At 39.2% G+C, this 11,388-nt stretch carries 18 protein-coding genes and 1 pseudogene; 6 read left to right on the plus strand and 13 right to left on the minus strand.

What is annotated here, in order from left to right; all coding sequences use genetic code 11:
* Positions 1 to 431: 431 nt before the first annotated feature.
* The gene (locus H3V00_RS10520; protein ID WP_198208008.1) at positions 432 to 1,256 is read right to left on the minus strand and encodes an RHS repeat domain-containing protein; all 825 of its coding nucleotides are present in this window, start codon (positions 1,254 to 1,256) and stop codon (positions 432 to 434) included.
* Between H3V00_RS10520 and H3V00_RS10525 the strand changes: the two genes are divergently transcribed.
* Positions 1,230 to 1,400, plus strand: coding sequence for a hypothetical protein (locus H3V00_RS10525; protein ID WP_198208011.1), 171 nt, complete (start codon positions 1,230 to 1,232; stop codon positions 1,398 to 1,400). The two genes, H3V00_RS10520 and H3V00_RS10525, sit on opposite strands and share 27 nt — an antisense overlap.
* A gap of 242 nt (positions 1,401 to 1,642) precedes the next feature.
* Here H3V00_RS10525 and H3V00_RS10530 read toward each other — a convergent pair whose 3' ends face one another.
* Both H3V00_RS10530 and H3V00_RS10535 read right to left on the minus strand, forming a co-directional pair.
* Positions 1,643 to 2,095 (minus strand): hypothetical protein, encoded by a 453-nt coding sequence (locus H3V00_RS10530; RefSeq protein ID WP_025329789.1) that lies wholly within the window; start codon positions 2,093 to 2,095, stop codon positions 1,643 to 1,645.
* Positions 2,088 to 3,194, minus strand: coding sequence for an RHS repeat domain-containing protein (locus H3V00_RS10535; RefSeq protein WP_198208013.1), 1,107 nt, complete (start codon positions 3,192 to 3,194; stop codon positions 2,088 to 2,090). The genes H3V00_RS10530 and H3V00_RS10535 overlap by 8 nt, the downstream gene beginning before the upstream one ends.
* Position 3,195: 1 nt before the next feature.
* Here H3V00_RS10535 and H3V00_RS11495 point away from each other — a divergent pair, with 1 nt between their 5' ends.
* Entirely contained in the window at positions 3,196 to 3,444 is a 249-nt protein-coding gene (locus tag H3V00_RS11495) for a hypothetical protein (protein WP_232335992.1), read from the plus strand.
* A 538-nt stretch (positions 3,445 to 3,982) separates the two neighbouring features.
* Here the strand turns inward: H3V00_RS11495 and H3V00_RS10545 are convergent.
* Together H3V00_RS10545 and H3V00_RS11600 are read right to left on the minus strand one after the other, a co-directional pair.
* Positions 3,983 to 4,435, minus strand: a complete 453-nt coding sequence (locus H3V00_RS10545; RefSeq protein ID WP_025315300.1) for a hypothetical protein — start codon at positions 4,433 to 4,435, stop codon at positions 3,983 to 3,985.
* Between the two features lie 2 nt (positions 4,436 to 4,437).
* Positions 4,438 to 5,214 (minus strand): RHS repeat domain-containing protein, encoded by a 777-nt coding sequence (locus H3V00_RS11600; protein WP_198231805.1) that lies wholly within the window; start codon positions 5,212 to 5,214, stop codon positions 4,438 to 4,440.
* A gap of 39 nt (positions 5,215 to 5,253) precedes the next feature.
* Between H3V00_RS11600 and H3V00_RS10555 the strand changes: the two genes are divergently transcribed.
* Positions 5,254 to 5,676, plus strand: coding sequence for a hypothetical protein (locus tag H3V00_RS10555; RefSeq protein ID WP_198231806.1), 423 nt, complete (start codon positions 5,254 to 5,256; stop codon positions 5,674 to 5,676).
* Here H3V00_RS10555 and H3V00_RS10560 read toward each other — a convergent pair.
* Both H3V00_RS10560 and H3V00_RS10565 read right to left on the minus strand, forming a co-directional pair.
* Complete coding sequence (locus H3V00_RS10560) at positions 5,589 to 6,038, minus strand: SMI1/KNR4 family protein (RefSeq protein ID WP_086290327.1); 450 nt, start codon at positions 6,036 to 6,038, stop codon at positions 5,589 to 5,591. The two genes, H3V00_RS10555 and H3V00_RS10560, sit on opposite strands and share 88 nt — an antisense overlap.
* A 9-nt stretch (positions 6,039 to 6,047) precedes the next feature.
* Positions 6,048 to 6,287 carry an HNH/ENDO VII family nuclease gene (locus H3V00_RS10565; protein ID WP_025315294.1) on the minus strand — a complete coding sequence of 80 codons (240 nt, stop codon included), beginning with the start codon at positions 6,285 to 6,287 and terminating at the stop codon, positions 6,048 to 6,050.
* Between the two features lie 37 nt (positions 6,288 to 6,324).
* Between H3V00_RS10565 and H3V00_RS10570 the strand changes: the two are divergent.
* Positions 6,325 to 6,657: pseudogene (locus tag H3V00_RS10570) on the plus strand (integrase core domain-containing protein); the annotation flags it as partial.
* 122 nt (positions 6,658 to 6,779) lie between these two features.
* On the opposite strand, the gene H3V00_RS10575 reads toward H3V00_RS10570, so the two are convergent.
* Complete coding sequence (locus H3V00_RS10575; RefSeq protein WP_198208161.1) at positions 6,780 to 7,133, minus strand: hypothetical protein; 354 nt, start codon at positions 7,131 to 7,133, stop codon at positions 6,780 to 6,782.
* Positions 7,134 to 8,012, minus strand: coding sequence for an RHS repeat-associated core domain-containing protein (locus tag H3V00_RS10580; protein WP_198208159.1), 879 nt, complete (start codon positions 8,010 to 8,012; stop codon positions 7,134 to 7,136).
* 23 nt (positions 8,013 to 8,035) lie between these two features.
* Between H3V00_RS10580 and H3V00_RS10585 the strand changes: the two genes are divergently transcribed.
* Positions 8,036 to 8,194, plus strand: a complete 159-nt coding sequence (locus H3V00_RS10585; RefSeq protein WP_198231807.1) for a hypothetical protein — start codon at positions 8,036 to 8,038, stop codon at positions 8,192 to 8,194.
* Positions 8,195 to 8,436: 242 nt separating this feature from the next.
* On the opposite strand, the gene H3V00_RS10590 is transcribed toward H3V00_RS10585, so the two are convergent.
* From H3V00_RS10590 to H3V00_RS10600, 3 genes are all read right to left on the minus strand, one after another.
* The gene (locus H3V00_RS10590; RefSeq protein WP_198207900.1) at positions 8,437 to 8,919 is read right to left on the minus strand and encodes an immunity 26/phosphotriesterase HocA family protein; all 483 of its coding nucleotides are present in this window, start codon (positions 8,917 to 8,919) and stop codon (positions 8,437 to 8,439) included.
* Positions 8,920 to 9,040: 121 nt separating this feature from the next.
* The gene (locus tag H3V00_RS10595; RefSeq protein WP_037474060.1) at positions 9,041 to 9,469 is read right to left on the minus strand and encodes a hypothetical protein; all 429 of its coding nucleotides are present in this window, start codon (positions 9,467 to 9,469) and stop codon (positions 9,041 to 9,043) included.
* 12 nt (positions 9,470 to 9,481) lie between these two features.
* Positions 9,482 to 10,279: an RHS repeat domain-containing protein gene (locus H3V00_RS10600; RefSeq protein ID WP_198207898.1), complete on the minus strand. Its 798-nt coding sequence runs from the start codon at positions 10,277 to 10,279 to the stop codon at positions 9,482 to 9,484.
* Positions 10,280 to 10,318: 39 nt separating this feature from the next.
* Here H3V00_RS10600 and H3V00_RS10605 point away from each other — a divergent pair, with 39 nt between their 5' ends.
* Positions 10,319 to 10,684, plus strand: a complete 366-nt coding sequence (locus H3V00_RS10605; protein WP_198207896.1) for a hypothetical protein — start codon at positions 10,319 to 10,321, stop codon at positions 10,682 to 10,684.
* Positions 10,685 to 10,874: 190 nt separating this feature from the next.
* Here H3V00_RS10605 and H3V00_RS10610 read toward each other — a convergent pair.
* Positions 10,875 to 11,388 (minus strand): RHS repeat-associated core domain-containing protein (locus H3V00_RS10610; protein ID WP_198231808.1); only part of this gene is annotated, 514 nt, incomplete at its 5' end.

Consider the following 11,388-nt stretch of genomic DNA (forward strand, 5'->3'; position numbering starts at 1 on the left):
TAATTGCATATTTATGCAAGTTAGATAGAAAATATTATATTACATTATAATGTTAACTGGTATATGTTTTCATATATTATTATTTTTTTATATTTAAATACAATATATTATATATTAATATAAGGAAAATTTATCAGAAAGTTAAATTTTTCTAATTAATTTAAATTATTTTTAAATAGATTTATTATTTATTAAAAATAATTTAAATTTACATTATTTTTTTAAATTATTGCATAATTGGATATTAGTCAGGTTATTATGCAAAAACTTCTTTTGCATAAATTGATATAAATCTTTTTATTAATAACTTTACTGGCATGAGTTTATTAATAAAAAGATAAAGATTCTGTCTGATATTAATTTTGATAATAAAATAGTTTTAGAATTATATGGAAATCACCCGGGAGTCGTTTCAGTTTAACAAGCAGGAGCTACTGCCACATATTAAAGCTGCCCAGCAACACAATAGGAGCGGCCTGGGTAAAGCTTCCTGTATCCGGATCATAGTACCTGAAAGTATTGTAGTGCAGCCCGGTTTCTCTATCTAAATACTGTCCCTGATACCTCAGATTCTGTTGTATCTCTGTATGAGCAATCTCCTGTACCGGTTTACCCCACAGCTGGTATGAGCATTCCCAGACGATTTCACCGGCTTCATCCGTCAGTTCCTCCGGCATGCCGTTCAGGTCGGTATGGAAGTAGTAGATGTGTTGTTCCTGATTACCGTTTCTGTCTATTCGCGCCAGCGGTTCATAGCAGCCTTCATCGGTATACAGATACAGGCTCTGCCGTTTGTCTGCGCTGCTTTCCTGAATCATCTGCAGCCCGTCCCACAGGAAGCGGATACGGTTGTAGGGTTGGCCTTCGCGGTCTATCTGATGTTTTTCGATACGCCGGCCAAGGGCGTCGTAGACGTAGCCGTAACGCTGACTGCGGCCTGTTTGTTCGATGCGTACTTCGCTCAGGCGGTGTTCAGCATCGTAGCGGTAGTGCTGGGTTGTGCCGATGGTCTGTTTGCTGGCAGTTCTGCCGTGCTCGTCGTAGCGGTAGTGGTGTCCTCTGAAATGCAGTAGCTGGTTACAGCGAATCAGGTTGTGATTGCTGTAGTCTTCTCTGTATTTGCTGTCCAGCAGGTTGGCAGCGGCATCGTATTGCAGGGTTTCCCAGTATCTCTGATTACGGCAGCCTTCGATTCTGCCGGTGTGATCATAGCGGTAATCGGTCTGCCCGTGTTTGCTGTGTTTTTTGCTTACCAATCGGTCGAGGTTATCGTACTGGTAGCTGCGTTCGATGAGGATATCAGGCAGGATGGGATTCTGATTGCGCTGTATCTGTTTGCGTTGCAGCCGGCTGTTGCGGTCGTATTTGAACTGGGTGTTCAGGCGTCCCTGAGTGCGTAATATTTCGCGGTACAGGTTGTCGCGTTCAGTTTGGTCGGTGTTGCCGTCACGCTGTGCTTGTTTGATTTGGGTGACGTGCTACGGGCATTTATTCTGTTCGCTGGTCTAAACAATTAATTTTTTGTGGGTATAATGGTGGACGTAAGTAGATTGATTATTACACTCAGGTTGCAGTTTTACTTAACTATAATCTGCTAAAATAAAGTTGGTAACATCAGCAACTGGTATTTTCTGAATCTTTATCAAAAGGATATATTTGCGTAAAAAAATGTTTTTTCATAAGAGAAAATCATTTTATTTCCATTGGGAATTAAAAGAATACTTGTTTCATCACTTGGGTAAAAAAAATCATCCCATGATTTTACAAAAATATCCACTGGTACAATAGCACTCGCTTTTTTCCCCCAAAAGAAAAAAGCAAATGAAATGTCTGTTAATTTATTTTTGAAAAATAAAGAAGATTCGTTAGGATGATCAAAATCCAAATTAATTTTTTCTATAACAGAACAAAATGACGAATGCATCTTCATTAAATGGTTAAATGGGAATGTCACATCCCAAAAATTACTAGATTCCTCCGTATCAAGAAAAATAATCTGTCTTTTTTCATCAAAAGATAGCAAGCAATCTTTAGAATTAAATCTCCATGCAATAGGATATTTTTTTTCATCAATGGTTAATAATTTTTTATTCATAAAATATATGCCCAGCTCCACCAGATTTTTTACCCAAACTCCAATCCTTCCATTTTATGTGGGGTATATTATTCTCTGGTGCATTTATTGTATGCGATTCATTAGGGTGATGTTCATAACCTTTTTTGTATGGAATTTCAGAGTAAGTAGGCTGAATCTCTATCTTTCCTCTAACATCTTTTAACAGTTGTTCAGCAGTAGCTTTATCCTTCACTCTAAAATTGGATTTACCATCTCTCTGAATTATTTCAGTTGCTTTCTTCCATTCAGGGCTACCACGCTTAATGATAGGTAAGTTAGTTGCATTGCCAACTTCCTTCCCTGTAAGGCCACATTTCATTAACCCCCACGGATCGACCCAAGTCAACCCATTAGGCGCATACTGATACAGATTCAAGCCACCCAGCAACCCAATCGGATCCGGCTGAGTAAATCTACCTATATCCGGATCATAGTACCTGAAAGTATTGTAATGTAAGCCAGTTTCTCTGTCTAAATATTGTCCCTGATATCTGAGGTTTTGCTCTATGGGTTCGTGCTTAATTTCATGAATCTGTTTTCCCCATAACTGAAAGCTGCATTCCCACAGTATTTCGCCGTTGGCATCGGTAAGCTCTTCCGGACAGCCATTCAGGTCGGTGTGGAAATAGCGGATATGTTGTTCTTGGTTGCCGTCTGTGTCTATCCGCGCCAGTGGTTCGTAGCTGTTCTGGTCGGTATAGATATACAGGCTGGTAGGGTGATTCGGGCCGGTTTCCTGAATCATTCTTAACCCGTCCCACAGGAAGCGGGTACGGTTGTAAGGTTTGCCCTCGCGGTCTAACTTTTGTTTTTCGATGCGTCTGCCAAGGGCGTCATAGAGGTAGCGGTATCGTTCGGTTTTGTTGAGCTGTTCAATGCGTACTTCGCTCAGGCGGTGTTCGGCGTCGTAGTGGTAATGCTGGGTGGCACCGGTGGTCTGTTTACTGGCAGTTCTGCCGTGCTCGTCGTAACTGTAGTGGTGTCCTCTGAAATGCAGGAGCTGGTTACAGCGAATCAGGTTGTAGTTGCTGTTAGTCCTCTCTGTATTTGCTGTCCAGCAGGTTGGCAGCGGCATCATATTGCAGGGTTTCCCAGTATCTCTGGTTGCGACAGCCTTCGATTCTGCCGGTGTGATCATAGCGGTAATCGGTCTGCCCGTGTTTGCTGTGCTTTTTGCTTACCAATCGGTCGAGGTTGTCGTACTGGTAGCTGCGTTCGATGAAGATATCAGGCAGGATGGGATTCTGATTGCGCTGTATCTGTTTGCGTTGCAGCCGGCTGTTGCGGTCGTATTTGAACTGGGTGTTCAGGCGTCCCTGGGTGCGTAATATTTCGCGGTGCAGGTTGTCACGTTCGATGTCGCTGATGATGTGGCCGTCGATGTTAATCTGGTGCAGGTGGCCGGAGCCGTAATACAGGTTATTGATGGTGCGCCCATCCGGCAGGGTGGTAGCGATGCGATTGCCCAGTGGGTCGTACTGATAGGTGGTGGTGTCGGGGGTATATTTGCCGATAACACGGCTATAGGCATTATAGCTAAAGTCAAGCCTACTAGAGACTAAACAACTGGTTTTATTGTCACAATTGGTTTATTATTTTTAACTATCTATTTTCTTTAATTGTTTTAAAAACACAATCAATATAATCCTGTCTATTTATAATAAGTAAAGGACAATCCTATTTTTCCCTACTAAATATTCTTTTAATATATTAATGGCATAAATAGTCAGGACCTACATCAAAATATTTACCTTATTTAGGTAATTAAATATTATTTAATGTTAAAAATATTTAATTTATTAATTTTTATTATATGAGTATAATTTTATTTCTAGAATAAACTGAATGTTTAGATCTAATTACAATTTATAAAATTGGAGACTTTAACGTATTTGATATAATTGCTGGTGGTAAATCGGTATCCTGATAAATTATAGTACTTCCACTACAGAAACATATTTCCATTTGTTCTATATTATTTATATGATTTACTTTATACTCTGGTAGTAATTGGATGATGTTGGACTGTAATATATTATTGAAATTCATTGTCATTATTCCATGCATATCATGAATAGCTATATAATTAGAATCCTTTTTATCGTCAGATAAATTAATTATTTCGTAGTCATTATATTCCTTTTTATAAATACCTATTTCTATATCAAAGAATCCTATTTTAGCAGTATACAAAGTTGCTGATTTCATCGTTTCTATTTGACAACAATGAAAAAAAATGTCTCTCTTTAAAGACGGTAGACACTTTAAAAAACTGCCATTGTTAATAATATCAATAATATCTATATTTAACATTTCCATATTTAACACCCTATCTTTTTCATTTTGCCAAGTTTTCCTTTTACTATGTCATGTTTTTTCAATGCTTTTTGTAAATGGTTCCATTCAGCTCCCTTACGTGGCCACCTGACCTTGGCATTTTCCAAATAGTCGACAACTTTTGCTTTATTTCTAGGATTTGATAAATAATCATCTAATTTATTAGTAGCTTTTTTCCAAGCAATTGATTCTGCATTCGTATTGCTAAATACAGGTTTGTAAATTATTTCACCATTTTTTCCAGGTTTTATTGCAATCTCCATTTTGTCAATATGAGCATGGGCACCTTTAGTTGCCCAGTCATCAGCGAGAACATCAATTCCGTGTGATACATGTAATCCAAGTGGATCAATCCAAGTTAACCCATTAGGCGCATACTGATACAGATTAAACCCACCCAGCAGCCCAATCGGGTCTGGCTGGGTAAAGCGTCCTATATCCGGATCATAGTACCTGAAAGTATTGTAATGTAAGCCAGTTTCTCTGTCTAAATATTGTCCCTGATATCTGAGGTTTTGCTCTATGGGTTCGTGCTTAATTTCATGAATCTGTTTTCCCCATAACTGAAAGCTGCATTCCCACAGTATTTCGCCGTTGGCATCGGTAAGCTCTTCCGGACAACCGTTCAGGTCGGTGTGGAAATAGCGGATATGTTGTTCTTGGTTGCCGTCTGTGTCTATCCGCGCCAGTGGTTCGTAGCTGTTCTGATCTGTATAGATATATAGGCTGGTGGGGTGATTCGAGCCGGTTTCCTGAATCATTCTTAAGCCGTCCCACAGGAAGCGGGTACGGTTGTAGGGTTGGCCTTCGCGGTCTATCTGATGTTTTTCGATACGCCGGCCAAGGGCATCGTAAACGTAGCCGTAACGCTGACTGCGGCCTGTTTGCTCAATGCGTACTTCGCTCAGGCGGTGTTCAGCATCGTAGTGGTAGTGCTGGGTTGTGCCGATGGTCTGTTTGCTGGCAGTTCTGCCGTGCTCGTCATAGCTGTAGTGGTGCCCTCTGAAATGCAGGAGCTGGTTACAGCGAATCAGGTTGTAGTTGCTGTAGTCTTCTCTGTATTTGCTGTCCAGCAGGTTGACAGCGGCATCATATTGCAGGGTTTCCCAGTATCTCTGGTTGCGACAGTCTTAATTTACGTCCGTAAGTTTACATATTCTTCAAAAAAAAATTTGAATGACGGTGCAAGAACGTTTGATATTTTTCTTGAGAAAAGATCATAATTAACTATTTGTCCATAAGTATTTTTCCTACAATCAACACACCAACATACATCGTCATCTTTAAAATAAATAACTGCCATATCTGATGGTAACGAGTATTCCTTTCGACACTGACAAGTATCATAATAAATAGCTCCTCCAGACTCAGCCAAGGCATCATTATCAACTATGCCTGATATTTCTTCACCAACAACACCTCCGCCACCAACCAATAAAATAAATTCTTTTAATTCATTTGGTAACGACAAATTTAGCTTATTTTCAAGTATGTTAATTTGTGATTCATCACAAGCTCCAAGCCAATATACTTCGTCTTGAGCGCCATGATTTAAACGCGTAACAAGATTTTTAATATCACCCATATAGTTACCTCACATAAAATCCAATGCTCTTAATTTCCAATATTCTTTTCTGAATTTATTATACTGCCTATCTAGAGCAGATGTATTTCTAAAGCTCCCTCCATTTTCAATTAATCCATGAATTTGCTTATGATATTGTTTGTGAGTTGAGGAAACTAACTCGACCATTGGGCCGGGTTCTTTTCCTAATATATGATGAAGGTTCATTTGTTTTCCATCTGGGCCTATTGGAGCATATCCATTCTTCATTAAGTCTAAGTTTGCCCACCCCTCATTTACTTTTGACTTAATATTGGAGGATATAGAGCATACGAAAACAAAAGCCTACAGTCCGCAAACGAATGGTATATGTGAGCGATTCCATAAGACGATAAAGACCGAATGTTATGATATTATGTTTAGACGTAAAATATATACAGAATTGAAAGAGATACAACAAGATATTGAGCTTTGGCTAGAGTTTTACAATCGGGAAAGAGCACATTCAGGGAAATACTGTTATGGTAAGACACCTTGGCAAACTTGGGTAGAGACAAAAGGACTGGCTAAGGAAAAGCAGCTAGAAAATTTATTTTACTCATCAGACAGTCATTGTGTTAGAACGAATGCCGATGAGTAGATAGTGTCTGTCAGATTAAGTTTAAGCTAGTACAAATTAAACTGGATATTACTAATACGTCAAGAAAGTAAAAAGCCAAAATAATCCAAGGAGAGTTTTTACTACAACCTATCAAGTATTGATTAATTTTCTTCAATATATTTGTCACTTATCATCGATAGTATATCGACCTGATTAAGTACATTTTTTAAAAACTTATATTTACTTAATTTATCAGAATTTTTTCCATTAATAAAAGATACTTCTATTAATGTACAGAATTCTTTATTTTCTTCATCTAACCACTCGTCGGATAGCGGGATATAATTATCTGTAATAGTTAATTTGTCCGCATAAAGACCACAGTAAGAGAAGTACACCCCAAAATAATAGCTATCATGTTCAGAGCAAGTTATATCCCATTTATTATTCAACAATTCACTTATCTCTTTTTTAGATTTATTACTGCCGTATTTTAGAAAATATAATTTTTTCATTTATCGCCCGCCACATTTCCCTGGAATTCTGATTCCTTTTCCTTTAGCTTTGATTTCAACTGAAGACTTAAAAATCATAGCATTTACAGGTCTATCTCCAGACATTCTAGATAATCTTTGTAGAATATCATCTATACCTAAATCTTTAGCCATATTACTACCCATCTTAATTGGTCCAGTTCGTCCACCTTTTCCTATCCCTAAGGATTCTGCTTTCTGATATAGCTCTGGATGTGATATAGCTACATCAAAATCACTAACACGACCAACATCAAAAGGTTGTCTTGTAGAGAAGCTTACACCAGATACAGAACTTCCTTGCATGTATGAAACTGAGCTAGGATATCCTAATTTACTCAGACCAGCCTGTAATGTTTGACCAAATTGCTTAAATTGCCCATAGCTCTTAAAGCCATGTGGTACCCCTTTCTTTGAGAATCCTAAAGGATCAATCCAAGTCAACCCATTAGGCGCATACTGATACAGATTAAACCCACCCAGCAGCCCAATCGGGTCGGGCTGGGTAAAGCGTCCTATATCCGGATCATAATACCTGAACGTATTGTAATGTAAGCCGGTTTCTCTGTCTAAATATTGTCCCTGATATCTGAGGTTTTGCTCTATGGGTTCGTGTTCGATTTCATGAATCCGTTTCCCCCAGAGCTGAAAGCTGCATTCCCACAGTATTTTACCGTTTTCGTCGGTAAGCTCTTCCGGGCAGCCATTCAGGTCGGTGTGGAAGTGTAGCGAATATGTTGTTCTTGGTTGCCGTCTGTGTCTATCCGCGCCAGTGGTTCGTAGCTGTTCTGGTCTGTATAGATATACAGGCTGGTAGGATGATTCGGGCCGGTTTCCTGAATCATTCTTAAGCCGTCCCACAGGAAGCGGGTACGGTTGTAGGGTTGGCCTTCGCGGTCTATCTGATGTTTTTCGATACGTCGGCCAAGGGCGTCATAGAGGTAGCGGTATCGTTCGGTTTTGTTGAGTTGTTCGATGCGTACTTCGCTCAGACGGTGTTCGGCATCGTAATGATAGTGCTGGGTGTTACCGGTGGTTTTTAGTCTTGATAGGGCTGTAGATGCTTTCAGAATATGTAATTATTTATTTGTTTCAAAATTGGTAATCCATACACGGGTGGGTATAAACAGGTATTAAATTGATTAACAGATACCGTTTGATGTAAAACCCAGTAGAATTTTTAATTAACCTCAGCATTATTGTGCTGGTTTCAGGGTATAGTACAAGTACTACTCCTGAAATAAATAAAAGCTGGAAAAAGCATAATACTCTTCCCAGTATGGCTTTAGATATCCTTTAATAATTCTTTAATATTATAGTCACCAAATGCAGATACACGAGGTAGAGATTCGGCTTCTTGTTCAGATATAGGGATTTTATTTCCCCAAATATCCACCTTCTTACACCACGGTTCTTCTCCATAGGTGAAATATACGCCATCCATATCGGTAGGCACATAGTTTTGTTGATGCCCGATTATTCTCCAGTCACTACCTTTTTCTATTTTCTTATCAAATAATGAGTAGCTGTCTAATATCACTGGTTCAATCAATCGCCGGGCTTGTTTGATTTCTGCTTCAGATATATCCGGAGAATTAGAAATGTTATCAAACAGCTCGGCAATATGACCAACCATAAACTTGATAATAATTCTGCCAAAACAATATCTCTGTTCATCCAACTTAAAGCAGAATATGTCTCCTGCCTTGATAAACCGTAGCATGGTGCGTGTTTTTTTATCCCAACCCCATAGTTTGAAATCACTCATCAGCATATTCCTTTTCCTATACGACCATTTATACTATTGCCTTTCTTACTATGATAAGCATTCTTTTAATGCCTTAGCTCCGGCATCAGTGCGTTAGTGACATTTAAACTATATGATAATTTTAAAAAACACCCTTTAGTTTTTTTCTTGATATTTTAATATCTTTGGCGATTATTTCAACATAAAATGAATCACTTTGAATAATATAATGAGTGTATTCTCCTACATCATATTTATCCCAATCAGGGAAAAAGGAACGTCTTTCAGCCTTTAATTTTTCCAACCATGATGACTCTGGAACAATCCAATAACATGCATGGAAATCATCATCTTCGCGTGGAATATAATAACTTAAATCTTTATTACGTTCGAATCGCATAGCCCAAACGTAAGAGAAGTCAAATATACCTGTAAATACAGAGTATTTAGCAGAAGAACTCCATATTTTAAAAAATGCAGTTAATGAATCGCCCTTTGATTTTATTATAATATCATCATTTGGGGCTTGCCAATAAGGGAGTTCTACTGCATAAGCAAAATCTTTTTTCATAACATTTATCTCTTATTTACAAATCGGAATTTTAGTTGTCCCTGTATTACGCAGACCATTGTTTCTAAGTCTACCGGTAAAATCTCTTAATTTGTCAACATTTGTTTCAATAATTACTTTTATTTGTTTAGCCTTTGCGCTGCGTGCAATAGCTAAGCGACTATTGCCATCTCTGACTACTAATTGGCCTTTCACGTTCACAGCTTTTATTGCTGGAAAATCTGTGACTTTTACTTTTCCCTTACGAACATCATTTATTACTGATTGTATATTTCGTTTTCCTTCAGGTGTATCAAAAGCACTATTAATAGTTTTCTGAGAGAAATTAACATCTTTAGGATTAACAAGAATCTCATCTGGATCAAGCTTTATTTTTTCTGTTGTTAACCCCCACGGATCAATCCAAGTCAACCCATTAGGCGCATACTGATACAGATTAAACCCACCCAGCAGCCCAATCGGGTCTAGCTGGGTAAATCTACCTATATCCGGATCATAGTACCTGAAAGTATTGTAGTGCAGTCCGGTTTCTCTGTCTAAATACTGTCCTTGATACCTCAGGTTCTGTTGTATCTCTGTATGAGCAATCTCCTGTATCGGTTTGCCCCACAGCTGGTATGAGCATTCCCAGACGATTTCACCGGCTTCATCCGTCAGCTCCTCCGGCATGCCGTTCAGGTCGGTGTGGAAGTAGTAGATATGTTGTTCCTGATTACCGTTTCTGTCTATCCGCGCCAGCGGTTCATAGCTGCCTTCATCAGTATACAGATACAGGCTCTGCCGTTTGTCTGCGCTGCTTTCCTGAATCATCTGCAGCCCGTCCCACAGGAAGCGGGTACGGTTGTAGGGTTGGCCTTCGCGGTCTATCTGATGTTTTTCGATACGCCGGCCAAGGGCGTCGTAGACGTAGCCGTAACGCTGACTGCGGCCTGTTTGTTCGATGCGTACTTCGCTCAGGCGGTGTTCAGCATCGTAGTGGTAGTGCTGGGTTGTGCCGATGGTCTGTTTGCTGGCAGTTCTGCCGTGCTCGTCGTAGCGGTAGTGGTGTCCTCTGAAATGCAGGAGCTGGTTACAGTGAATCAGGTTTTGGCAGCTTTCGATTCTGCCGGTGATATTGTATTTTTAAACTATATATCTACAATTAATTTTTTCAGTCTTTTAATTTCATTAATTAATCGAGGAATATCTTGTCGTGCATGTGCAATAAACTCTTGATCATCTATTGTTCCGCCAATAAGCTCAATATCATCCCCGCGATTATTTTCATCTCCAGTCATAATAAAATTAGAACCACTAGAATGATCTCTACCTTCGACGTAAGATATCCATGGCCCCTTAGTCGCTTTATCACATCGTTGTTTTATTAAATTCAATTCATCATCGGATATTTTATTATTTTGTTGCATTAACAATTCCTTTTGTTGGATTTTGGTTTGGCCGATGGGTTCTTCTGAGTAGGTGTCATCAAAGCTTCTGCTTGCTTTGCTGTAATACCTGATAAAGTTGCATGATGAGGATTATTTTTAGTTGGAGAAGGTATAACATCTCCACCTGCAGCTCGAATATCTCCAACCGTTGTAACGCCTACTTTATTGTGTGGAATACCTTCAGTTAGTTGATCTAATGTTTTACCTGCTGCGCTGTTTACTGAAACTCCATCCAACTTGCCTGTACCATCAACTACAACACCACTACCATTTTTAAATGAATCAGCAAGGCATGCTCCACCTCTGCATACAATAGCATCATCTGGCAATATTGATTTTAACCCCCACGGGTCAATCCAAGTCAACCCATTAGGCGCATACTGATACAGATTCAAGCCACCCAGCAGCCCAATCGGGTCTGGCTGGGTAAATCTACCTATATCCGGATCATAATACCTGAACGTATTGTAATGTAAGCCAGTTTCTCTGTCT

Origin of the sequence: Snodgrassella sp. W6238H11 (assembly GCF_016100525.1) — a bacterium.
GTDB lineage: Bacteria > Pseudomonadota > Gammaproteobacteria > Burkholderiales > Neisseriaceae > Snodgrassella > Snodgrassella alvi.

Excerpts from the sequence above, each read along its gene's own strand:
- H3V00_RS11600 (WP_198231805.1), bottom strand. The coding sequence starts at position 5,214 with ATGATTCAGGAAACCGGCTCGAATCACCCCACCAGCCTATATATCTAT.
- H3V00_RS10590 (WP_198207900.1), bottom strand. The coding sequence starts at position 8,919 with ATGAGTGATTTCAAACTATGGGGTTGGGATAAAAAAACACGCACCATG.
- H3V00_RS10565 (WP_025315294.1), bottom strand. The coding sequence starts at position 6,287 with ATGAAGAATGGATATGCTCCAATAGGCCCAGATGGAAAACAAATGAAC.
- H3V00_RS10575 (WP_198208161.1), bottom strand. The coding sequence starts at position 7,133 with ATGAAAAAATTATATTTTCTAAAATACGGCAGTAATAAATCTAAAAAA.
- H3V00_RS10545 (WP_025315300.1), bottom strand. The coding sequence starts at position 4,435 with ATGGAAATGTTAAATATAGATATTATTGATATTATTAACAATGGCAGT.
- H3V00_RS10600 (WP_198207898.1), bottom strand. The coding sequence starts at position 10,279 with ATGATTCAGGAAAGCAGCGCAGACAAACGGCAGAGCCTGTATCTGTAT.
- H3V00_RS10560 (WP_086290327.1), bottom strand. The coding sequence starts at position 6,038 with ATGGGTGATATTAAAAATCTTGTTACGCGTTTAAATCATGGCGCTCAA.
- H3V00_RS10535 (WP_198208013.1), bottom strand. The coding sequence starts at position 3,194 with ATGATGCCGCTGCCAACCTGCTGGACAGCAAATACAGAGAGGACTAAC.
- H3V00_RS10595 (WP_037474060.1), bottom strand. The coding sequence starts at position 9,469 with ATGAAAAAAGATTTTGCTTATGCAGTAGAACTCCCTTATTGGCAAGCC.
- H3V00_RS10530 (WP_025329789.1), bottom strand. The coding sequence starts at position 2,095 with ATGAATAAAAAATTATTAACCATTGATGAAAAAAAATATCCTATTGCA.